This is a genomic window from Brevundimonas sp. NPDC046655, from assembly GCF_044901625.1.
Classification (GTDB): domain Bacteria; phylum Pseudomonadota; class Alphaproteobacteria; order Caulobacterales; family Caulobacteraceae; genus Brevundimonas.
Genome location: NZ_JBJDPV010000005.1, coordinates 94652 through 114551, shown reverse-complemented (window position 1 = coordinate 114551; position 19900 = coordinate 94652). Strand labels below are relative to the sequence as shown.

Genomic DNA, 19900 nt, shown 5'->3' with positions numbered 1-19900 from the left:
GCTCCCGTCACGGGGCAGACCGCCGGTTCCGCATAGGGAAGGCCCCCTTCCGCATGGCGAAAGGGGGCGTGAGGACGTCTGCAATATGGAGGATCAGTCCTGGGTGACGTCGCCCGACCCGCTGACCGACTGCCGCAGTTCGGCCGGGCGGCGCGTCAGGCGCACGTCGCCGCTGCCCGAGACGTCGACGTCGGCCTTGCCCGTGGGGCCGACGCGGACGTCGCCCGAGCCGCTGACCCGCACCTTGGCGTCGTCGACGATCAGTTCGTCCAGGCGGGCGTCGCTGGAGCCGGAGGCGTCGATCGTCGCGGCGCCGGTCCGGCCCTGGACCTTGACGTCGGAAGCGCCGGTCAGGCTCAACTCCAGCGTCGGATGGTCATAGCCGCGGATCTTCAGTTCGGTCATGCCGGACAGATCAAAGGCTTTCACCGACGGCGCCTTGATGATGACCTTCAGGGCGTCGGTCTCGCTCCAGCCGCGAATGCCGGTGCGGGTCCAGCGGACATAACTCCGGTCGCCGCGCGGCGATTCGTCCAGGGTCAGCCGACCGTTGGCGAAGCGCACGCGATTGACCACGTTCTCGGCGCCCGTGATCGTGATCCCGGGGGCGTCGGCCTGCTGGTCATAGACCACGTCCGCGGGCAGATCGATGGCCAGGCGCTCGCCTTCGACCCAGGCGATGGTGCGGGTGGTCTCGGGCGAAACCTTGCCGCGTTCGATGGTGAAGCCGCTGTCGCCGGGCTCGTCGTCGGTGACGACCCAGGTCCAGTCGTGGCGCGCCAGGTCGCGGCCGCCGACGGCGAAGGCGCCGCCGATGCCGACAACGGCCAGAACCAGGCCGGCGGCGGAGATGATGAGCAGATTGCGGATCATGACATTATTCTCCCTTGGCTCAGGCTTGCGGTTCGAGGGCGGGTTTCAGGACGCGGTAGTGCAGCCGGGCGTACCAGATGGTGGCGTCGATCAGCCACTTGGTCAGCAGGGCCATCAGGGCGACCATGAAGATTCCCAGGCCCATCAGGCCGACGCCCAGCAGCGCCGCGGCGAGGGCGCCGCCCGGCAGGCCCATGAAGGAGCCGGCCACCATGACGAAGCCGCCGGCCACGAAGACCCCGACCCCGCCGATCAGCATGGACAGAACCGTGCCGAAGATCGGCAGGGCGATGGGCAGAAGGATCAGGATGTCGATCGCGCCCAGGCCAAGGATGCCGAAGATGGCGCCGGCGGCGGCGGGCGGGGACTGTTCCTGGGTCCAGCGCTTGGCGCTGGCCTCGGCCTTCAGTTCGCGAGCCAGACGATCGGGATCGCCCAGGGCTTCGGCGACCTGCGCCTCGGTGCGGCCGGCGGCGGCGCCGTCGGCGAAATGGCTTTCATAGTCGGCGACGATCTCGTTCGCCGTGATGGTCGGCAGCCCGACCAGTCCGCGTTTCAGGCGGGCCAGGAATTCTGCGCGGTTCATTGTTCAGCTCCCCGTTGAGCGTCTTCGGATTGGTCGGTCAAGGCCGCCGGTTCGACCGGCGCGCCCGCCGCTATGGCGTCGCTGTGCGGCGCGGTGTTCGCCACCAGGGCCTCGACGGCCTGGGCGAAGGCGCGCCATTCGGCGGTCTGGCCTTCCAGCGCCGTTCGGCCGGCGCTGGTGAGGCGATAGTACTTGCGCGACGGGCCACTGGGCGATTCGACCAGATAGGTCTCGACCAGACCGTCGCTCTGCATCCGCCGCATCAGCGGATAGATGGTGCCTTCGCCCATGCCGATGGCGTCGGACAGGCGGCTGGCGATCTCGTAGGCGTAGCTGTCGGAGCGGGCCAGCAGGGCCAGCACGCATAATCCCAGCACGCCTTTCTTCAGTTGGATGTCGATGGAGTCGGGCATGGCGTTCCCTTCGTTGATAACGAATGGGTATCGCAAGGTATCGTGCGGTGCAAGGTAGCTGTCGGTACATGACAGCGAATTAATCCGCCGAACTTTCGCCTCATCCCGTCACTTGAGCGTCTTGATCGCTTGGCAAGCGCAAGCCGAGCCGATAAGGACCGGCCTGAAACGCCGAGGTCCGCAAGGGCCCGGGGGGTGTTTGCGAATTGCTCGCAAGTATCGGCTGCGAAACGGTTTATGAGGAATCGAATGGGGATGGGCACGCGAGCCATGGCGCGGATCGGAGGCGGCGTCGCCGCGACCGCTCTTGCCGCCTTCGTCGCTGCGCCGGCTTGGGCGCAGGATCTGCTGGGTCAACCGACCCCGGGCGGTATCGGCCTGCAACCCGCCGCCGCGCCGCTGAAGCACGAGGCGATCTTCTTCCATGACTGGGTGCTGATGCCCGTCATCACGATCATCACCCTGCTGGTGCTGGGCCTGCTGATCTGGATCGCCGTCCGCTACAACAAGCGCGCCAATCCGGTTCCGGCCAAGTGGAGCCACAACACGGTCATCGAGGTCATCTGGACCGTGGTGCCGGTGCTGATCCTGGTCGGTATCTCGCTCTTCTCGTTCCGCCTGCTGTTCGCCTATCACGACACGCCGGAAGTCGATCTGACGGTCAAGGTCACCGGCAACCAGTGGAACTGGGCCTATGAATATCCTGATCAGGGCGTGGCCGAGTACATTTCGAACATGACGCCCGAGGACAAGGCTCCGGCCCACCTCTACCGTCTGGCCGCCGATGAGCCGATGGTCGTTCCGGTCGGCAAGACCGTCGAACTGCTGATCACGGCCTCCGACGTGATCCACGCCGTCGCCCTGCCGGCCTTTGGCCTGAAGGTCGATGCTGTTCCCGGCCGTATCAACCACACCTGGTTCAAGGCCGAGAAGACCGGCGTCTACTATGGTCAGTGCTCGGAGCTGTGCGGCGTCGACCACGCCTTCATGCCGATCCAGATCAACGTCGTCACCGAGGCCGAGTTCGCCGCCTGGGTCGCCTCCAAGGGCGGTTCCATGACGAAGAAGGCTGACGAAGCCGCCGCGGCGGCCGCTGCTGCTGCTCCCGCCGCCGCTGTCGTCGCCGCTCCGGCTGCTGACGCCGCCGTCGCCCCGACCGCCGCCGCTCCCGCGGCCCCCGCAGCCGCTGCCGCGCCCGTCGCGCCGGCCGCCCAGTAACAAGACGCGAGAGCCCAACGATCATGGCCACCGCTGCCGCAACACACGACGATCATCACGATCACAAGCCGGGTTTCTTCACCCGCTGGTTCCTGTCGACGAACCACAAAGACATCGGGATGCTGTACCTGATGTTCGCCATCTTCACCGGTCTGGTGGGCGGCGCCCTCTCGGGTCTGATCCGCTGGGAACTGGCCGAGCCGGGCATCCAGCTGTTCAAGGAAGGCACGATCATCCAGCAGCTGGGGATCGTTGAGGCCTCCAAGCACGGCTACAACGTCACGGTCACGGCTCACGCCCTGATCATGGTCTTCTTCGTCGTCATGCCGGCGACCATGGGCGGCTTCGCCAACTACTTCACGCCGATCATGATCGGCGCGCCGGACATGGCCTTCCCGCGCCTGAACAACATCTCGTTCTGGCTGCTGTTCGCCGCCTTCGTCCTGCTGGTCATCTCGATGTTTGTCGACGGCGGCCCGGGCAAGGGCTTCGGCGGCGGCTGGACGGCCTATCCGCCGCTCTCCACCATGGGCCACACGGGGCCGTCGTTCGACCTGGCGATCTTCTCGCTGCACGTCGCCGGCGCCTCGTCGATCCTCGGCGCGATCAACTTCATCACCACCATCTTCAACATGCGCGCGCCGGGCATGACCCTGCACCGTATGCCGCTGTTCGCCTGGGGCGTGCTGATCACGGCCTTCCTGCTGCTGCTGTCGCTGCCGGTTCTGGCGGGCGCCATCACCATGCTGCTGACGGACCGCAACTTCGGCACCAGCTTCTTCGATCCGGCCGGCGGCGGCGACCCGGTGATGTACCAGCACCTGTTCTGGTTCTTCGGCCACCCCGAAGTCTACATCATGATCCTGCCGGGCTTCGGCATCATCTCGCACATCGTCTCGACCTTCTCGAAGAAGCCCATCTTCGGCTACCTCGCTATGGCCTACGCCATGGTCGCCATCGGCTTCATCGGCTTCATCGTGTGGGCGCACCACATGTACACCGTGGGCATGAGCATCAACCTGCGCGCCTACTTCGTGGCCGCGACGATGATCATCGCCGTGCCGACGGGCGTGAAGATCTTCAGCTGGATCGCCACCATGTGGGGCGGCTCCATCACCTTCAAGACGCCCATGCTGTGGGCGATGGGCTTCATCTTCCTGTTCACCCTCGGCGGCGTGACCGGCGTGGTCCTGTCGAACGCCGGCATCGACTACAGCCTGCACGACACCTACTACGTCGTGGCGCACTTCCACTACGTGCTGTCGCTGGGCGCCGTCTTCTCGATCTTCGCCGGCTTCTACTACTGGTTCGAGAAGATGTTCGGTGTGAAGTACAACGAGTTCCTCGGCGCGACCCACTTCTGGATCATGTTCGTCGGCGTGAACCTGGTCTTCTTCCCGCAGCACTTCCTGGGTCTGCAGGGCATGCCGCGTCGTTACATCGACTACCCGGAAGCCTTCACCTACTGGAACCACATCTCGTCGGTCGGCTATCTGATCACCATCGTCGGCGTCGCCGTCTTCCTGGTCATGCTGGCTGAAGCCGCGATCCGTCGCCGCAAGGGCGAGGCCAATCCGTGGGGCGAAGGCGCCACCACCCTGGAGTGGACCCTGTCGTCGCCCCCGCCGCACCACCAGTTCAACGAACTGCCGGTGGTCAAGGCGGACAACCACTGATCCGATCCGGATAACCCTGGAGAGGCCGCCCTTTCGCAACCGGAAGGCCGGCCTTCGGCTTTTTATGACCATGACCGACCGCCCCACTCGCGAGACCCCCCTCGTCACCACCGCTCAGCCGGAAGACTTCTTCCAACTGCTGAAGCCGCGCGTCATGTCGCTGGTGGTCTTCACCGCCGTGACGGGCCTGGTGGTCGCGCCGGGGCATCCCAACTTCCTGTTGGCCGCCATCGCCGTGCTGTGCATCGCCGTGGGGGCCGGGGCCGCCGGCGCCCTGAACATGGCGCTGGAGGGCGAGACCGACGCCCTGATGCGCCGCACGCGCGGCCGCCCGGTCGCGGCGGGCCGCGTCCGCAAAAACGACGCCATGGCCTTCGGCGTCGTTCTGTCGATCTTCGCGGTCATGCTGCTGGGCATGACGACCAACTGGCTGGCCGGCGGTCTGCTGGCCCTGACCATCGTCTATTACGCCGGTTTCTACACCCTGCTGTTAAAGCGCCGGACGCCCCAGAACATTGTCATCGGCGGCGCCGCGGGCGCCTTCCCGCCGGTGATCGGCTGGGCGGCGGTCACCGGCGACGCGCCGTGGCAGGCGTGGCTGCTGTTCGCCATCATCTTCCTGTGGACCCCGCCGCATTCCTGGGCCCTGGCCCTCTATTCGGCCGGCGACTACGCCAAGGCGGGCATTCCGATGATGCCGGTGGCGCGCGGCGCCAGGTCGACCCGTCTGCAGATCCTGATCTACACCCTGATCTTTGTGCCGGTGGCCATCGCCCCGGCCTTCCTGGGGCTGGGCGGAGTCGTCTATCTGGCGGTCTCGGTGGCCGGCGGCCTCTTCTTCCTGGCCCTGGCGATCCGCCTGTGGCGCTCGCGCGCCGGCGACCAGCCGGACAAGGTCGAGGCGGTGGGGCGAGAGGCCGCATTGTACGACGTCCGGGCCGAGGCCAAACCGGCCCGTAACCTGTTCGCCTTCTCCATCCTGTATCTGATGGCGCTGTTCTCGGCCTTGCTGGTCGAGCAGCTGCCGGGCCTGGGAGCCTGACCGCGTGACCCGTCCGAACTTCATCAAACTGACCGACGACCAAGTGCAGGCGCGCAAGCGTCGCAACGTCGCCATCGCCCTGGGCCTGGTCGGCTTCATCGTCCTGGTCTTCATCGTCACCGTGACGAATCTTCAGCGCAACACCGAGGCTCGCAAGGCGGCCGAGGCGGCGGCTGCGGCGACGCTGGAACGGGCCGACCCCGCTCTGCCCGCGCCGGTCACGGTTGAGGGGGCGCCGGTCTCGGGGCCGACGCAGTGAAGGACCGCAAGAACCTCGTCGCCTTCATCTGCGCCGCCGTGGTCATGGGCATGACGGGCGCGGCCTTCGCCGCGGTGCCGCTGTATCGCCTCTTCTGTCAGGTCACAGGCTTCGATGGCACGGTGAAGAAGGCCGAGTCCGCGCCGACGCAGATTCTGGATCAGAGCGTCCTGATCCGCTTCGACACCAACGTCCGCAACCTGCCGATGGACTTCAAGGCCGAACAGATCAGCCAGCGGGTGCGAATCGGCGAGACGGGCATGGCCTATTTCAAGGTGACCAACACCTCGGACCAGCCGATCCACGCGACGGCGGCCTACAACGTCGTGCCCGAACGCGCCGGACCCTACTTCCAGAAGCTGCAGTGCTTCTGCTTCGAGGGCCAGGAAATCGGTCCCGGCGAAACGAAGGAGTTCCCGGTCCAGTACTTTGTGGCGCCCGAGATCGCCACGGACGCCGAGTCCAAGGGGGTTCGCGAAATCACGCTCAGCTACACCTTCTTCCCCACCAAGGGCTTCCAGCAGGCCGCATCCGGTCAATCTGCTACTGGCAAAGCCGGGTAGCGGACGCTATAGCCCCTGTAAGAACGATCTCTCGCCTTAATTCAGAGACCCTGGAATGGCCGACGCGCACGCGAAACCGCAACACGATTACCACCTGGTGGACCCGAGCCCCTGGCCGCTGATCTCGTCCCTGGCCACCGTGGTCATGTTCGTCGGCGCGGTCATGTGGATGAAGGGCCTGTTCGGCCAGCCGGAAGGCACCAAGTGGCTGTTCTTCGTCGGTCTGGCGGGCGTCCTGTTCGCCATGTACGGCTGGTGGGCGGACGTCATCAAGGAATCCAGGAAGGGCGACCACACCCCGGTCGTCTCGATCGGCCTGCGTTACGGCATGATCCTGTTCATCGCCTCGGAAGTGATGTTCTTCGTCGCCTTCTTCTGGATGTTCTTCGACATGGCGCTCTTCACCGAGTCGCGCGCTCTGACCCCGGAAGTCGGCAACTGGATGGACACCGCCGCCGCCTGGAAGACCTGGCCGCCCAAGGGCGTCGAGCTGCTGGACCCCTGGGGCCTGCCGCTGCTGAACACGGTCATCCTGCTGCTGTCGGGCACGACCGTCACCTGGGCGCACCACGCCCTGCAGGTCGGCGACCGCAAGGCCGCCAAGCTGGGTCTGCTGATCACCGTCCTGCTGGGCGTGCTGTTCACCGGCGTTCAGGCCTATGAATATCAACACATCCTGCACGAGGGTTACTTCTTCAACGAAGCCGCCGCCAACTCGAAGCTGTACGGCTCGATCTTCTTCATGACGACCGGCTTCCACGGCTTCCACGTCCTGGTCGGCACCATCTTCCTGGCGGTCTGCCTGCTGCGTCTGCAAGCCGGTCAGATGACGCCGCAGAAGCACTTCGGCTTCGAGGCCGCCGCCTGGTACTGGCACTTCGTGGACGTGGTCTGGCTCTTCCTGTTCGCCTTCGTCTACGTCACCTTCGGGTGAAGACCGGCGAACCAGCCTCTGCACTTCAAGCGGCGCGGGATGAACAGTCCCGCGCCGATTTGCTTGGGGCCCAGGCGATCCGCGCCGGGCTCCAGGGCCTCTGTCCCAACTGCGGGCGGGGGCCGCTGTTTCAGGGCTTCCTGAAGGTCCGCCCGACCTGCGCCGTCTGTGGCTATGACCTGGCCTCGGTCGAGACCGGCGACGGCGCGGCGACCTTCATCATGCAGATCGCCGGCTTCCTGGTCGGGTTTTCGGCTTTGGCGGTCGAGATCGCCTGGCATCCCCCCATATGGCTGCATCTGATCGTCTGGCTGCCGCTGGTCGCCGCCTTGGCCCTGGGCCTTATGCGACCCGGCAAGGGGCTGATGACCGCCCTCCAGATGCTGAGAACCCGAGATCCGAAATGACGTCCGCCGCCCGTCCCCGTTTCCCCATCATCCTGACGATCCTCGCCATCCTGCTGCTGGGCGTCCTGCTGGCGCTCGGCGTCTGGCAGGTGCAGCGGATGCAGTGGAAGGAGGGCCTGATCGCGGGGGCCGAGGCCGCCGCCGGCCAGCCGCCCCTGCCGCTGGAAGAGGCCCTGAAGCTTGAGAACCCCGAGTTCCGTCGCGTCCTCCTGACCTGCCGCGGGCTGGCGGCGGCGCCCTATGTCGAGCTGCAGTCCATCGAGAACAGCGACGCGGGCGTGCGTCTGGTCTCGGCCTGCGCGGTCGAGGGCGGCCCGACCCTGCTGGTCGATCGCGGTTTCGTCTCCGCCGACATCTCGGCCCGTCCGTCGGTCATGGCCGACGACACCATGCCTGTGGTCATCACCGGCGTCCTGCGCCGCGCCCCGGCCCCCAGCGCCCTGACCCCGCCGCCCGCCGAGGGCCGCTTCTATGGTCGCGACGCCGAGGCCATGGCGCGCGCCCTGAAGGTCGAGGGGCCGATCTCGCCCTTCACGGTCTTCGCGACCACCTCGACCAATCCCGACTGGGCCGCGCTGAAGCCTTCGGCGCCGCCCGCCGCCTTCACCAACAATCACCTCGGCTACGCCCTGACCTGGTTCGGTCTCGCCGCCGCCCTGATCGCCTTCTATGTGGTGCTGCTGCGCCGCCGCATGACCCGTAAGGACACCGCATCCTGACCGCTCGCCTTCACACCCTGTCCAACGGCGTCCGCGTCGTCTGCGACCCCATGCCCGGTCTGCGGACCTTCGCCCTGACCGTCGCCGTGCGCGGCGGGGCGCGGATGGAGGACGAGGCCCGCTCCGGCTGGTCGCACCTGCTGGAACATCTGGTGTTCAAGGGCGCTGGCGACATGGGCGCCCGCGATATCGTCGAGCGCATCGAGGCCGAGGGCGGCTCGATCAACGCCGCCACGGGCTATGAGCGCACCAGCTTCGAGATCCGCGCCCTGCACGGCTCCCTGCCCCTGGCCATGCAGATCGTCTCGGACCTGGTCTTCCGCCCCACGCTCGACCCCGCCGAGATCGTCCGCGAGAAGGACGTCGTGGCCCAGGAGATCGCCGAGGCCTTCGACACCCCCGACGACCACGTCTTCGAAATGGCCCAGACACGGGCCTATGCCGGCCAGGCCCTGGGCCGCCCCATCCTCGGCACGGTCGACAGCCTCAAGGCCGCCGATCGCGCCGCCGTGGCCGACTGGCGCGCCCGGCTCTATTCGCCCGACCGCATGGTCGTCGCCGTCTCGGGCGCGGTGGACGAGAACGAACTGCTGGCCCTGGCCGAGCGCTGGTTCGGCCAGGAGGCGGCGACACCGCTGGATCCGTTGGCGCCCGCCGCCTTCGTCGGCGGCGAGGCCAGACTGACCCGCAAGATTGAGCAGGCCAATCTGGTCTTCCAGTTGCCGACCATGGGGGCGCTGGACCCGCGCTTGCCGGCCCTGCGTCTGTTCACCGAGATCCTCGGCGGCGGCATGGCCTCGCGCCTGTTCCAGAGCGCGCGCGAGGACCGGGGCCTGGCCTACGCCATCGACGCCTATCAGGAAGCCTACGAGGACGCCGGGCTCCTGGGCATCTACGCCGGCGCCGCCGCCGAACGCGCGGTCGAACTGGCCGAGGTCAGCGCCGCCGAACTGCTGGACCTGGCCGAGAAGGGCCCGACCGAGGCCGAGCTGTCGCGCGCCAAGGCCGTGCTGAACGCCACCCTGTGGATGGCCGACGAAAGCCCCGCCAGCCGCGCGGGCCGCAACGCCGCCCAGACCCTGATCTTCGGCGCGCCGGTCTCGTCGGAAGACAGCGCCGCCCGCATCCTGGCCCAGACCAGCGACGATTTGCGCGCCGTCGGCCGCACCATGATCGAGGCCGGTCGCTCGGCCACGGCCGTGTTGGGGCCGAAGGCGGCTGGGCCGGCGGGCGGCGCTTTCACCGCTCGCCTCGCGGCCCGCTAAGTCGTGGCTGGCGTCGGCGGCGCTTCTCGCTAATCTGCCGTCATGGCCCTGTTCGACTGGATGGCCGAGGCGACCGGACCGGTCCTGCACGGACAGGGGGTCTTGCTGCGTCCACCGCGCCCTTCCGACTATGCCGAGTGGGCCGAGCTGCGCGGCGGCTCGCGCGACTATCTTCAACCGTGGGAGCCGGCCTGGGCCGAAGACGACCTGACCAAGGCGGCCTTTCGTCGGCGCCTCGGCGTCTATGCCCGCGAGATGGAGCTGGGCACGGCCTGGCCCCTGTTCGTCTTCGACCCTGATGAAGAGCGGCTGATGGGGGCTATCACCCTGTCCAACATCCGGCGGGGCGTCGCCGAGACCGGCACCCTGGGCTACTGGATCGGCCAGCCCTATGCGGGGCAGGGGACGGGCACGGCGGCGGCCAAGGCCATGCTGGGCTTCGCCTTCGGCGCCTTGAAGCTGCACCGCGTCGAGGCGGCCTGCGTCCCGACCAACCACGCCTCGCGCCGGGTTCTGGAAAAGGCGGGCTTCAGGCACGAAGGACTGGCCAAGGCTTATTTGAAAATTAACGGCGTATGGGCAGATCATCTGCTGTTCGGCGTCATCGAGGACGAGTTCGTCCCTGACCCGGCCGTGTCCAGTTCCTACACCCGGGATTCGCTTTGAATACACGATCCAGAGCCCTGGCCTGGGACCCGACGACGGCGATCGAGGCGCTGGCCGCCGCCGACGCCGCCCTGTGGATCTGGACGCCCGCCGACGACCAGATTCGCTTCACCGGGGCGACCCGGTCGCTGGGCCTCGGCCCGCTGGCGCCTGAGTGTTCCGGCGCCGCCTTCGCCGCCCTCGCCATGCCCCAGGACCGCGCCCTGGCCGATCGCCTGCTCAAGCCGCAGGCCGAGGGCACCGAGATCGCCGTGCGTCTGCGCATGCGCGGTTGCGAGACCTGCCTGTGGCGCGGCGTCTGGCTGGAGGACGGCCTGCGCGCGGCGGGCGTCGTGGCGCTGGAGACCAAGTTCGCGGGCGCTGACCGGGACGCGCTGACCGGCCTCCTGGACCGCCGCACCTTCCTGGTCCGGGTGGCCGAGACCCTGGCCCAGCCGGGCGACTATGAACTGGTGGTGGCCGACGTGGACCGCCTGCGCCGCCTGAACGAGGCTTTGGGCCACGAGCGCGCCGATCTGGTGCTGTCGGCCCTGGGCTCGCGGCTGGCCGGGGCCTTCGCCCAGGACTGCTCGCCCGCCCGCATCGGCGAGGACGAGTTCGCGGTCCTGGCCCCGCGCAGCGCCACCAGCGCCAGCGAGCGGATGCGCGAGGCCTTGGAACAGCCCCTGCGAGTCGCCGGCTTCGACATCTACCCGACCGTCTCCATCGGCGCCGTGGCCGCCGAGGGCGGGCCGGACGCGCCGGACCCCGCCGAGCTGCTGCGCCGGGTTGAACTGGCGGTGGAGCAGGCCAAGACGGCCGGGCGCGGCGGGGCCGCCGCCTATGGCCGGGCGCTGGAAAGCGACAGCCTGTCGCGGCTGGCGCTGGAATCCGACCTGCGCAACGCCTTCGTGCGCGGCGAGATCGAGCCCTTCTACCAGCCCATCGTCAATCTGAAGACCGGCGCCGTCGCCGGGTTCGAAGCCCTGGTGCGCTGGCGCCATCCGCAGCGCGGCCTGGTGCCGCCGGACGAGTTCCTGACCCTGGCCGACGAAATGGGCCTGATGAACGAGCTGGGTCTGCTGATGATGACCCAGGCGGCGCGCCAGCTGGCCGAGTGGCTGCATCGCCACCCCAGCGCGGGCAAGCTGTTCTGCAGCGTCAACCTGTCGGTCGGCGAGATCGAGCGCGACCATCTGGTCGAGGACGTGGCCCGGATCATTCAGGAGACCGGCCTGCCGCGCGGCGCGCTGAAGCTGGAAGTCACCGAGGGCGACATCATGCGCGACACCGCGCACGCCGCCGAGGTGCTGACGAAGCTGCGCGAGGCGGGGGCCAGCCTGGCGCTGGACGACTTCGGCACCGGCTTCTCGTCCCTGTCCTACCTGGCGCGTCTGCCTTTCGACACGCTGAAGATCGACCGCTACTTCGTTCTGACGATGAACAAGGACGAGGGCTCGGCCAAGATCGTCAAATCGGTCGTCAACCTGGGCCGCGACCTGTCGCTGGAAGTCGTGGCGGAGGGGGTCGAGAACGCCGAACTGGCCGGTCTGCTGCTGGACGCCAGCTGCCACTACGGCCAGGGCTTCGGCTACGCCCCGGCGTTGCCCGCCCAGGAAGCCGAGGTCTATCTGAACGAGTCGCTGGCCGACGGCTCGGCCCCGATCAAGGCGCGCTCGGCCTAGAGGTCAGGCCGCCTCTCAGGCCCGCCCGCTCTGGGCCGACAGACGGGCGGCGTCGACGCCCAGGCCGGCCAGGGCGCGGCTCCACTTGGTCGCATAGTCACCGTCGAAGATCAGGTCGGAATCGGCGTCGGCGGTCAGCCAGACGTTCTCGCTGAGTTCTTCCTCCAGCTGTCCCTCGCCCCAGCCGGCGTAGCCCAGCAGCAGCACCGAGCGACGCGGTCCCTCGTCGGCGTCGCTCATGGCGGCCAGGGCGTCGCGGGTGCCGGTCACGGCCAGGCCGTCGCCGAACGTCAGGGTGATGTCCTCATTGCTCCAGTCGTCGGTGTGCAGGACAAAGCCGCGTTCGCGCTCGACCGGCCCGCCGATCAAAACGGCTTGGTCCGCCATGGCGTCAGAGACGGGGGTGTCCAGCTTCTTCAGCACCTCGGACAGGGTGACGCCCGGCGCCGGCTGGTCCAGGCGCAAGCCCATGGCGTGCTCGTCGTCGTGGGCGCAGATCAGGATGACGGCGTGGCGGAAACGGTCGTCGTCTATGCCCGGCATGGCGACCAGAAGACGCCCGGTCAGGGAGGAGGAGGCGGTCATTCCCCCATCATCGGGCGGCCAGCGTCACGACGCAAGGCGCGAGGGAACGAAGGGCGCTTGGCGATCCTTCTTCCCGTCTCTATCTGACAATTGAACGCCGCCCGGATTCCCCGGGCCTTTCAGCCCCGGAGACCTTGCATGACCATCCAGATCGGCGACCGCATCCCCGACGCGACCCTGACCACCATGACCGCCGACGGCCCCAAGCCGGTCACCACGGCTGAACTGTTCGGCGGCAAGACGGTCGCCCTGTTCGCCGTCCCCGGCGCTTTCACCCCGACCTGCTCGGCGCGCCACCTGCCGGGCTATGTCGACAATCGCGCCGACCTGGCCGCCAAGGGCGTCGACACGGTCGCCTGCCTGTCGGTCAACGACGCCTTCGTCATGGGCGCCTGGGCCCAGGCCAACGACCTGAACGGCACGGACGACATCATCATGTTGGCCGACGGCAACGGCGACTTCACCCGCCAGGTCGGCCTGACGCTGGACGCCAAGGGCTTCGGCATGGGCGAGCGCTCGCAGCGCTATTCGATGCTGGTCAAGGACGGCGTCGTCGATCAGCTGAACATCGAGCAGGGCGGCGAGTTCAAGGTCTCCTCGGCCGAGCACCTTCTGGCCCAGCTCTGATGCTGACCGTCATGGGCTGATCCATGACGGACGTCTTCACCCCGGAAAAACGCAGCGCGGTCATGCGCCGGGTGAAGGGGCGCGACACGGCTCCCGAGCTCAAGGTCCGGCGGATGCTGCGCGCCGCCGGGATCGGCTACCGTCTGGGCGGCTGCGGCCTGCCCGGACGGCCCGATGTGGTGATGAAGGGGCGCAGGCTCGCCGTCTTCGTCCACGGCTGTTTCTGGCACGGCCACGACTGCCCGCGCGGCGCGCGAAAGCCCCAGGCCAACGCCGACTACTGGCGCAACAAGATCGACAGGAACCGCGCTCGCGACGCCCGCGTCGCGGCAGAGCTGTCTGCCGCGGGTTGGCGCGTGCTGACCGTGTGGGAGTGCGCCTTGCGCGAGCCGGGCTTCGCCGAGGCGCTGATCGCCGCCGTAAGGGACGATCAGGCCGCCGCGATCTCGGCGGTTTCGGAGCCCTCGTTCAGCACCTGGGACAGGGCCCCCAGCAGGGAGCCGGGCGTCAGCGGCTTGGAGACGAAATAGTTCATCCCGGCGGCGGTGCAGGCGGCGATATCCTCGGGCGCGGTATCGGCGGTGACGGCGATGACGGGCGTTGCGGCGTTGATCCCGCCTGCCGCGCGCAGGCGGCGCGTGGTCTCGCGTCCATCGAGCTCGGGCATCCGCACGTCCATGAAGATGACGTCGAACGGCGCGCCCTCGCAGGCCTGAAGCGCGGCGAGACCGTCCTCGGCCATGGTGATCTCGCAATCGAGCGATTGCAGGATCAACTGGATGGCGCGGCGATTGATGGCGTGGTCGTCGACGACCAGGACGCGCAGCGGAGCCTCCGCGTGGCTGTCTTCGGGCGCCGAGGTCGTTGATTGTGCGGTTTCGGTTGCGGTTTCAGGTTCCGGCTCCGGCGCAGGCCGGGCGGGCGATGCCGGGGCGGCGGCAGGGCGGCTCAAGGCGCGCGTCACCGTGGCGCGAGCCTCGGGAACCAGGGTGGCGAGCGGCGCGTCAACGGCCGCCCCGCGCGGCATGACCAGTGACAGGGTGAAGATCGAGCCCTGACCCGGCGTGCTGCGCACCGTCAGCCGACCGCCCATCAGTTCGATCAGATCGCGGCTGATGCTCAGGCCCAGACCGGATCCGCCGAAGCGCGCGGCCACGCCGTCCGCGGTCTGGTCGAAGGGCGTAAAGAGGCGTCGCAGTTGCGCGGGCGTCATGCCAGGACCTGTGTCCTCGACGTCGATCAGCAGAACATGGGCGTCGTGCTCGTCGGGCCAGGATTGCAGGCGCAGGGTGATGGACCCGGCGTCGGTGAACTTCATGGCGTTCGAGATCAGGTTGTTCAGCACCTGGCGTAGGCGCATGGCGTCGCCGCGCACCATCCGGGGCAGGAGGCGAGCCCCCTCCATCCGCAGGCGCAGGCCCTTGGCGCGCGCCGGCCCGGCCCACAGCCGCGCCGTCTGGGACAGCAGCAGCCGCAGGTCGAAGTCGCGAACATCGACGCTCATCCGTCCAGCGTCGAGGCGGGCGTGGTCGAGCAGGTCGTCCAGCAGCTCTTTCATCATCAGGCCCGCGTCGGTGATCAGAGCCACCTGTTGGCGCGCCGAGCCGCCGCCGCGTTCCAGTTCCTCGGCGCCGGTCAGGATGGCGCTGATCGGGGTGCGCAGGTCGTGGGCCACGGCGGCCAGGAAGGCGCCGCGGCTGGCCATGGCGGCCTCTACTTCCACCCGTTTGCGGTCGGTCTCGATCCTGGCCAGGGTTTCGGCGCGATTGGCGCGGAACAGGTGCCGCCGCGTGTTCATGCAGAAGACGGTGTAGGACAGAATGGCCACCGACACCGCGGTCACGATGTGCGGCGCGGCGCCCATGCGGGACATGAACAGGGGCGTCAGAGCGAAGATCGCCAACTGGGGCAGGACCGTGCAGGCGAATATCCGCATCGAGCCCGCCGACATGATCACCGAGTTGATCATGCCCGCCGACAGCAGGACCGAGGCCGCGACCCCGCCCATGGCGCCGCCGACGATCCATAGCGGCACCGCCATGACGCCGAAGAAGCCGGCGTTGAGGATGAGGATCAGGTCGCCGTACACGCCGCGCCATCCGCTGGGCTCAACGACCTTGCCGGTCGTCACGGGTGCGAAGACCTCGGCCTCCAGAAACTGAATCAGGGTGTAGACGACCAGCCATGTCGCGCTGAAGCGCCAGCCCAGCATGGGACTGAACACCAGGGCGGTCGCGGCTCCCATGACGATGCGTTGCAGCATCGCCTTGCGGCGCTGGCGGATTGCGGGCGCCCAGATGGTCGAGGCGTCGGCGGCGGTTTGCGTCATGCGACTTTCCGAGCAGGCGAATTCGCCTATCGGAGCGATGATGCCGCGCTTGCCCTAATGCTCCGTCAACGGCCGGCGCCGACGGCTTCGGAAAGGTCGGCGAAGCCTTCGGCGCGAAGGCGGGCGGCCAGATCGCGCTTGATGACGCCGACCAGACCCGGCCCTTCGTAGATCAGGGCCGAATAGACCTGGACCGCCGAGGCGCCGGCGCGAATGCGGGCCCAGGCGTCGGCGCCGCTCTCTATGCCGCCGACCGCGATCAGCGGCAGCCGCCCGGCGGACGCCTCGGCGGCGGCTTCCAGCGCCTTCTGGGCGAAGGGCTTCAGCGGCGCGCCCGACAGGCCCCCGGCCTCGCCTGCAAAGCCGGACTTCAGCGACGCGGGGCGCTCCAGCGTGGTGTTGGACACGATCAGGGCGTCGATATGATGGGCCAGGGAGGCCTCGACGATCATGCCGATCTCTTCGCCGATCAGGTCCGGCGCGATCTTCAGAAAGACCGGGGCGCCGTCGGCGGGACGGGCCTCGTTGATCCGGCCCAGCAGGTCGTCCAGCGCCTCGCGGCCCTGCAGGGCGCGCAGGCCCGGCGTATTGGGCGAGGAGATGTTGATGGTGAAATAGTCGGCCAGGCCCGCCAGGCGCTTCAGACCCGCCACATAGTCCGCCGCCTTGTCCTCGGTGTCCTTGTTGGCCCCCAGATTGGCGCCGATGGGCGTGCGCTTGGGACGGCTGGCCAGCCTTGCCGCGAAGGGCTCCAGCCCCTCGTTGTTGAAGCCCATGCGGTTGATGATGGCCCGGTCTTCCGACAGGCGGAACAGGCGCGGCCTGGGGTTGCCGGGCTGGGCGCGCGGCGTGACCGAGCCGCATTCCACCGCCCCGAAGCCGAGGCGCGACAGGCCCTCCAGCGCCTCGCCGTTCTTGTCCAGACCTGCGGCCAGACCGACCGGGTTGGACATCTCCAGCCCGGCGATGCGGGTCTTCAGGATGGGATCGTCGGCGCCGGGGGCGGGCAGGGGCGTGACCTGGAGGGCGCGGATGGCCAGACGGTGCGCCGTCTCGGGGTCCATCTGGCGCAGGAGAATGGCGCCGAGGTCGGTCAGGCTCATGGATTTTCGCTCAGGATCATGTCGCCGTCGGCGCTGACCGACAGGGCGCGCGCGCCCCGCGTCGCCGTCACCGGCAGGGGGCCGTAGATATGGGGGAACAGGGCGCCGCCGCGCGACGGCTCCCAGACCAGGGTCTCGCCGAGGGCGTCGAGGTCGACCTCGACCAGGATCAGATCGTTCTGGCCCGCATAGTGCTTGGCGGCGGTCCCGGCCAACTGGTCGGCGGCGGACAGGTGGATGTAGCCGTCGGCGTGGTCGACCGGCGAGCCGTCATAGGCGCCCTCGGCCAGGGTCGCGCGCCAGTCGGCGCGGCTCAGGATTTTAAAGGCGGTGGTCGGCAGGGCGTCGGTCATTTTTCCAGATCGTTCGGCGTCAGCCAGCCTTCGTAGGTGGGGCGTCCGGCGACATCGACGCTGAAGACGGCCGCCGCGCCGGTGGGGAAGCCGCCGCTCATCTTGTCCAGCACGCTCGGCGATGCCGCGCTCTCGATCAGATACTCGACCGCCAGCTGATGCACGCCCGGATTATGGGCCACCAGCAGCAGGCATCCGGCCGTGTCCTCGGCCGCCTCGACCGCGCGGCGCAGCACGTCGGAGGAGGCGTTGTAGAGGGCGGGCGAAAGATGCACCTCGACGTCGCCCATCGCCTCGCTGACCTCGTCCCAGGTCTGGTGGGTGCGCCGGGCGCTGGACACCAGGGCCATGTCGGGGCGCAGGCCGCGCTCGGCCAGGGCTCGCCCCATGGCGCGGGCGTCGTGGCGGCCGTGCTTGGACAGGGGGCGGTCGACGTCGCCGCCGGGGGCGCTTTTCTCGGCCTGGGCGTGACGCATGATGATCAGTCGCTGCATGGGCTCGCCTTAAGGCCGTTTTCCTTCGCCGACCAGAGCGTGGGCGGGCGGCCCATGGTCGCGCGAGGCGGGCGAGGGGGTCAGGGCGGGGCGCGGCGCCAGAACCGCCTGGGCCAGACCTTGCGGCCGGATGCGGGCGTAGGACTGACGTGTGGCCTCCAGCATGATCAGCCCGGCCATGCCCGGCAGCATCCAGCGGCCGATCTGCTCTACGCCTTCGGCCATCGGCAGCAGGGGCCGCCACGGCGGAACATACAGGGCCTGGGACCAGGCGGCTGGCTCCAGCCCCACCTCGCGCACCAGCCGCTCCAACTGGCCGCGCGTGAAGGGGCGGCCGTGGCCGAAGGGGGTGGTCTCGGCCCGCGCCCACATCCCGCCGCGCGCCGCCGTGGCCAGGATGATCCGTCCTGCGGGGGCCAGGGCGCGCACCGCCTCGCTCAGCAGGGCGCGGGGATCGTCGGCTTCCTCCAGCGCATGGACCAGCAGGATGCGGTCGAAGGTTCCAGCGGCGAAGGGCAGGCGTTTGTCGTCGATCAGCACGGTGCGGTTGCGCCCGCCCGTCGTCCACAGCTCGGCGCCCTGTCCGCCCGGCATGGCGGCGATGACCCGCCGCGCTCCGACGAAGCCGTCCAGCCAGGGCGTGGCGTAGCCCAGGCCCAGAACGTCGCAGCCCTCAGCCTCGCCCCAGGCGTCCTCCAGCCTTCGCGCCAGCACGCGCCGCACCAGCGCCCCGGTCGGCTCGCCGTAGAAGGTGCGAAGATCGTCGATGCTGCGCCGCATGGATGCATTATGGCTGAAATCGCGATGAATGTCGGCCATCGCCGCCCTATATCCGCTCAGCCCGGCGAAGGTCGGGCTCCAGCGAGAGCTTCAGCCGCCCTGTCGAGAGGGCTTTCTGATCGGAGACCGCCCATGACCCTGACCGTGCGCCAGTTCCCCTGCCTGTCCGACAACTACGGTTTCCTGATCCGCGACGAGGCCACGGGGATGGTCGCCACCGTCGACACGCCGGACGCCGAGGCGATCCTGGCCGAGATCGAGGCGTCGGGCTGGGGACAGCTGGACCTGATCCTCAACACCCACTGGCACCCCGACCACACCGGCGGCAACGAACGGCTGAAGGCCGAGACGGGCTGCGAGATTGTCGGTCCCGAAGAAGTCCGCCGCGCCGCGCCTCTGGACCGCGTGGTGGTCGACGGCGACCTGGTGCGTCTGGGCGAGACGGCGTTCGAGGCGGTGCTGTCGCCCGGTCATACCCTGGGCCATCTGGTCTATCGGTCGGTGGAAGACGATCTGGCCTTCGTCGGCGACGTCATCTTCGCCCTGGGCTGCGGTCGTCTGTTCGAGGGCACGGCCGAGCAGATGTGGGACAGCCTCAGCCGCATCGCCGCATGGCCGGCGAGCACCACCCTCTACTGCGCCCACGAATATACGGCGTCCAACGCCCGCTTCGCCCTCAGCCTGGACGACCGGCCCGAGATGCAGGCCCATGCTGAGGCGATCTTCGCCGCCCGCGAGCGGGGGCAGCCAACCGTGCCGACCAAGGTTGGGACGGAGCGTCGCTTCAACCCCTTCCTGCGCGCCGCCGACGCCGCCGACTTCGCCGCCCGCCGCGCGGCCAAGGACGGGTTTAGGGGTTAGCCGCCCTTCGCCTTTCCGTCGATCAGCACGGCCTGTTGCCAGGGGCTGGGCGCCTTGTCGGTGCGGTGGATGCAGCCGACCCAGCAGCAAGGCCGCTTCTTGCCCTCCTGCAACTCTTCGACCGTGCGTTCGATGCGGCGCTGGCGTGTCTTCGGCTGCTTGGCGTCCTCGACCCAACAGATGAACTCGTTGCGGCCCAGCGGGGTCAGGCCCGCCCAAAGCGCCAAGACCTCGGGATCGGCCCGCAAGGCCGCCTGCAGGTCTTCTCCGGCTTCGTGGACGACGCCCTGAGGAAAATCACTCATCGAAATCTCCGCCGCGGACCGGTCCGCGGTCGGAGCTTGTTCGCCGGGCGATGCAATGTCTACTGCCGGTCTTTGCGCGAATTTCCGCTCACTGATGATGCAGGCGCAGAGGCGGCTGGCGATGCCACGCCCTGGATCGCGCGATGATCTCGGCAAGGAGCGGGCGCCGGCGAGCGCT

The 19900-nt window shown here is 68.6% G+C and carries 24 protein-coding genes; 14 read left to right on the top strand and 10 right to left on the bottom strand.

What is annotated here, in order from left to right; translation table 11 throughout:
• Positions 1-93 precede the first annotated feature (93 nt).
• The 3 genes from ACI2KI_RS14080 to ACI2KI_RS14070 are packed head-to-tail and all read right to left on the bottom strand — an operon-like array spanning position 94 to position 1872.
• Complete coding sequence (locus ACI2KI_RS14080) at positions 94-873, bottom strand: GIN domain-containing protein (protein ID WP_404621062.1); 780 nt, start codon at positions 871-873, stop codon at positions 94-96.
• A gap of 19 nt (positions 874-892) precedes the next feature.
• On the bottom strand, positions 893-1459 hold the full coding sequence (locus ACI2KI_RS14075) for a DUF1700 domain-containing protein (protein ID WP_292083788.1): 567 nt from the start codon (positions 1457-1459) through the stop codon (positions 893-895).
• Positions 1456-1872, bottom strand: a complete 417-nt coding sequence (locus ACI2KI_RS14070; protein WP_292083787.1) for a PadR family transcriptional regulator — start codon at positions 1870-1872, stop codon at positions 1456-1458. The genes ACI2KI_RS14075 and ACI2KI_RS14070 overlap by 4 nt, the downstream gene beginning before the upstream one ends.
• 249 nt (positions 1873-2121) lie before the next feature.
• On the opposite strand from ACI2KI_RS14070, the gene coxB reads away from it, so the two are divergent.
• The 11 genes from coxB to ACI2KI_RS14015 all read left to right on the top strand — a co-directional run bounded on the left by coxB (position 2122) and on the right by ACI2KI_RS14015 (position 12285).
• Positions 2122-3090 (top strand): cytochrome c oxidase subunit II, encoded by a 969-nt coding sequence (gene coxB, locus ACI2KI_RS14065; protein ID WP_404621060.1) that lies wholly within the window; start codon positions 2122-2124, stop codon positions 3088-3090.
• A gap of 23 nt (positions 3091-3113) precedes the next feature.
• Entirely contained in the window at positions 3114-4766 is a 1653-nt protein-coding gene (gene ctaD / locus ACI2KI_RS14060; RefSeq protein WP_312065812.1) for a cytochrome c oxidase subunit I, read from the top strand.
• A 64-nt stretch (positions 4767-4830) separates the two neighbouring features.
• Complete coding sequence (locus ACI2KI_RS14055) at positions 4831-5808, top strand: heme o synthase (protein WP_404621059.1); 978 nt, start codon at positions 4831-4833, stop codon at positions 5806-5808.
• 4 nt (positions 5809-5812) lie between these two features.
• A complete protein-coding gene (locus tag ACI2KI_RS14050; RefSeq protein ID WP_404621057.1) occupies positions 5813-6067 on the top strand; it encodes a hypothetical protein in 255 nt (84 codons plus the stop codon).
• The gene (locus tag ACI2KI_RS14045; RefSeq protein WP_404621055.1) at positions 6064-6630 is read left to right on the top strand and encodes a cytochrome c oxidase assembly protein; all 567 of its coding nucleotides are present in this window, start codon (positions 6064-6066) and stop codon (positions 6628-6630) included. The genes ACI2KI_RS14050 and ACI2KI_RS14045 overlap by 4 nt, the downstream gene beginning before the upstream one ends.
• A 55-nt stretch (positions 6631-6685) precedes the next feature.
• Positions 6686-7564, top strand: a complete 879-nt coding sequence (locus ACI2KI_RS14040) for a cytochrome c oxidase subunit 3 (RefSeq protein WP_404621053.1) — start codon at positions 6686-6688, stop codon at positions 7562-7564.
• 59 nt (positions 7565-7623) lie between these two features.
• Positions 7624-7971, top strand: a complete 348-nt coding sequence (locus ACI2KI_RS14035; protein WP_404621051.1) for a DUF983 domain-containing protein — start codon at positions 7624-7626, stop codon at positions 7969-7971.
• A complete protein-coding gene (locus ACI2KI_RS14030; protein WP_404621049.1) occupies positions 7968-8690 on the top strand; it encodes an SURF1 family protein in 723 nt (240 codons plus the stop codon). Before ACI2KI_RS14035 ends, ACI2KI_RS14030 begins: the two co-directional genes overlap by 4 nt.
• A gap of 50 nt (positions 8691-8740) precedes the next feature.
• A complete protein-coding gene (locus ACI2KI_RS14025; RefSeq protein ID WP_404621047.1) occupies positions 8741-9955 on the top strand; it encodes a M16 family metallopeptidase in 1215 nt (404 codons plus the stop codon).
• Between the two features lie 42 nt (positions 9956-9997).
• Positions 9998-10621: a GNAT family N-acetyltransferase gene (locus tag ACI2KI_RS14020; protein ID WP_292083776.1), complete on the top strand. Its 624-nt coding sequence runs from the start codon at positions 9998-10000 to the stop codon at positions 10619-10621.
• Positions 10618-12285 carry a putative bifunctional diguanylate cyclase/phosphodiesterase gene (locus ACI2KI_RS14015; RefSeq protein WP_404621045.1) on the top strand — a complete coding sequence of 556 codons (1668 nt, stop codon included), beginning with the start codon at positions 10618-10620 and terminating at the stop codon, positions 12283-12285. The genes ACI2KI_RS14020 and ACI2KI_RS14015 overlap by 4 nt, the downstream gene beginning before the upstream one ends.
• A 15-nt stretch (positions 12286-12300) precedes the next feature.
• Here ACI2KI_RS14015 and ACI2KI_RS14010 read toward each other — a convergent pair whose 3' ends face one another.
• On the bottom strand, positions 12301-12870 hold the full coding sequence (locus ACI2KI_RS14010) for a YqgE/AlgH family protein (RefSeq protein ID WP_404621043.1): 570 nt from the start codon (positions 12868-12870) through the stop codon (positions 12301-12303).
• A 138-nt stretch (positions 12871-13008) separates the two neighbouring features.
• Here ACI2KI_RS14010 and ACI2KI_RS14005 point away from each other — a divergent pair, with 138 nt between their 5' ends.
• Together ACI2KI_RS14005 and ACI2KI_RS14000 are read left to right on the top strand one after the other, a co-directional pair.
• Positions 13009-13497 (top strand): peroxiredoxin, encoded by a 489-nt coding sequence (locus tag ACI2KI_RS14005; RefSeq protein WP_404621041.1) that lies wholly within the window; start codon positions 13009-13011, stop codon positions 13495-13497.
• Positions 13498-13520: 23 nt separating this feature from the next.
• Positions 13521-14027 carry a very short patch repair endonuclease gene (locus tag ACI2KI_RS14000; protein WP_404621039.1) on the top strand — a complete coding sequence of 169 codons (507 nt, stop codon included), beginning with the start codon at positions 13521-13523 and terminating at the stop codon, positions 14025-14027.
• Here ACI2KI_RS14000 and ACI2KI_RS13995 read toward each other — a convergent pair.
• The 5 genes from ACI2KI_RS13995 to ACI2KI_RS13975 form a co-directional block, all read right to left on the bottom strand.
• Entirely contained in the window at positions 13928-15826 is a 1899-nt protein-coding gene (locus ACI2KI_RS13995) for an ATP-binding protein (protein ID WP_404621037.1), read from the bottom strand. The genes ACI2KI_RS14000 and ACI2KI_RS13995 overlap by 100 nt on opposite strands.
• A gap of 65 nt (positions 15827-15891) precedes the next feature.
• The gene (locus tag ACI2KI_RS13990; protein ID WP_404621035.1) at positions 15892-16929 is read right to left on the bottom strand and encodes a quinone-dependent dihydroorotate dehydrogenase; all 1038 of its coding nucleotides are present in this window, start codon (positions 16927-16929) and stop codon (positions 15892-15894) included.
• The gene (locus ACI2KI_RS13985) at positions 16926-17282 is read right to left on the bottom strand and encodes a DUF952 domain-containing protein (RefSeq protein ID WP_404621033.1); all 357 of its coding nucleotides are present in this window, start codon (positions 17280-17282) and stop codon (positions 16926-16928) included. The genes ACI2KI_RS13990 and ACI2KI_RS13985 overlap by 4 nt, the downstream gene beginning before the upstream one ends.
• Positions 17279-17776 carry a histidine phosphatase family protein gene (locus tag ACI2KI_RS13980; protein WP_292083767.1) on the bottom strand — a complete coding sequence of 166 codons (498 nt, stop codon included), beginning with the start codon at positions 17774-17776 and terminating at the stop codon, positions 17279-17281. The genes ACI2KI_RS13985 and ACI2KI_RS13980 overlap by 4 nt, the downstream gene beginning before the upstream one ends.
• Before the next feature lie 9 nt (positions 17777-17785).
• The gene (locus ACI2KI_RS13975) at positions 17786-18556 is read right to left on the bottom strand and encodes a class I SAM-dependent methyltransferase (RefSeq protein WP_404621030.1); all 771 of its coding nucleotides are present in this window, start codon (positions 18554-18556) and stop codon (positions 17786-17788) included.
• A 132-nt stretch (positions 18557-18688) separates the two neighbouring features.
• Here ACI2KI_RS13975 and gloB point away from each other — a divergent pair, with 132 nt between their 5' ends.
• Positions 18689-19417: a hydroxyacylglutathione hydrolase gene (gene gloB, locus ACI2KI_RS13970; protein WP_404621028.1), complete on the top strand. Its 729-nt coding sequence runs from the start codon at positions 18689-18691 to the stop codon at positions 19415-19417.
• On the opposite strand, the gene ACI2KI_RS13965 is transcribed toward gloB, so the two are convergent.
• Positions 19414-19722 carry a YdeI/OmpD-associated family protein gene (locus ACI2KI_RS13965; RefSeq protein WP_404621026.1) on the bottom strand — a complete coding sequence of 103 codons (309 nt, stop codon included), beginning with the start codon at positions 19720-19722 and terminating at the stop codon, positions 19414-19416. The genes gloB and ACI2KI_RS13965 overlap by 4 nt on opposite strands.
• Positions 19723-19900: the final 178 nt, after the last annotated feature.

Bases quoted from the DNA above. Each gene is read 5' to 3' on its own strand.
- ACI2KI_RS13985 (WP_404621033.1), bottom strand. From the start codon at position 17,282: ATGACCGACGCCCTGCCGACCACCGCCTTTAAAATCCTGAGCCGCGCC.
- ACI2KI_RS14070 (WP_292083787.1), bottom strand. From the start codon at position 1,872: ATGCCCGACTCCATCGACATCCAACTGAAGAAAGGCGTGCTGGGATTA.
- ACI2KI_RS14040 (WP_404621053.1), top strand. From the start codon at position 6,686: ATGGCCGACGCGCACGCGAAACCGCAACACGATTACCACCTGGTGGAC.
- ACI2KI_RS13975 (WP_404621030.1), bottom strand. From the start codon at position 18,556: ATGCGGCGCAGCATCGACGATCTTCGCACCTTCTACGGCGAGCCGACC.
- ACI2KI_RS14055 (WP_404621059.1), top strand. From the start codon at position 4,831: ATGACCATGACCGACCGCCCCACTCGCGAGACCCCCCTCGTCACCACC.
- ACI2KI_RS14020 (WP_292083776.1), top strand. From the start codon at position 9,998: ATGGCCCTGTTCGACTGGATGGCCGAGGCGACCGGACCGGTCCTGCAC.
- ctaD (WP_312065812.1), top strand. From the start codon at position 3,114: ATGGCCACCGCTGCCGCAACACACGACGATCATCACGATCACAAGCCG.
- ACI2KI_RS13965 (WP_404621026.1), bottom strand. From the start codon at position 19,722: ATGAGTGATTTTCCTCAGGGCGTCGTCCACGAAGCCGGAGAAGACCTG.
- ACI2KI_RS14010 (WP_404621043.1), bottom strand. From the start codon at position 12,870: ATGACCGCCTCCTCCTCCCTGACCGGGCGTCTTCTGGTCGCCATGCCG.
- ACI2KI_RS13980 (WP_292083767.1), bottom strand. From the start codon at position 17,776: ATGCAGCGACTGATCATCATGCGTCACGCCCAGGCCGAGAAAAGCGCC.
- coxB (WP_404621060.1), top strand. From the start codon at position 2,122: ATGGGGATGGGCACGCGAGCCATGGCGCGGATCGGAGGCGGCGTCGCC.
- ACI2KI_RS14005 (WP_404621041.1), top strand. From the start codon at position 13,009: ATGACCATCCAGATCGGCGACCGCATCCCCGACGCGACCCTGACCACC.
- ACI2KI_RS14000 (WP_404621039.1), top strand. From the start codon at position 13,521: ATGACGGACGTCTTCACCCCGGAAAAACGCAGCGCGGTCATGCGCCGG.
- ACI2KI_RS13995 (WP_404621037.1), bottom strand. From the start codon at position 15,826: ATGACGCAAACCGCCGCCGACGCCTCGACCATCTGGGCGCCCGCAATC.
- ACI2KI_RS14080 (WP_404621062.1), bottom strand. From the start codon at position 873: ATGATCCGCAATCTGCTCATCATCTCCGCCGCCGGCCTGGTTCTGGCC.
- ACI2KI_RS13990 (WP_404621035.1), bottom strand. From the start codon at position 16,929: ATGAGCCTGACCGACCTCGGCGCCATTCTCCTGCGCCAGATGGACCCC.
- ACI2KI_RS14075 (WP_292083788.1), bottom strand. From the start codon at position 1,459: ATGAACCGCGCAGAATTCCTGGCCCGCCTGAAACGCGGACTGGTCGGG.
- ACI2KI_RS14030 (WP_404621049.1), top strand. From the start codon at position 7,968: ATGACGTCCGCCGCCCGTCCCCGTTTCCCCATCATCCTGACGATCCTC.
- ACI2KI_RS14025 (WP_404621047.1), top strand. From the start codon at position 8,741: ATGCCCGGTCTGCGGACCTTCGCCCTGACCGTCGCCGTGCGCGGCGGG.
- gloB (WP_404621028.1), top strand. From the start codon at position 18,689: ATGACCCTGACCGTGCGCCAGTTCCCCTGCCTGTCCGACAACTACGGT.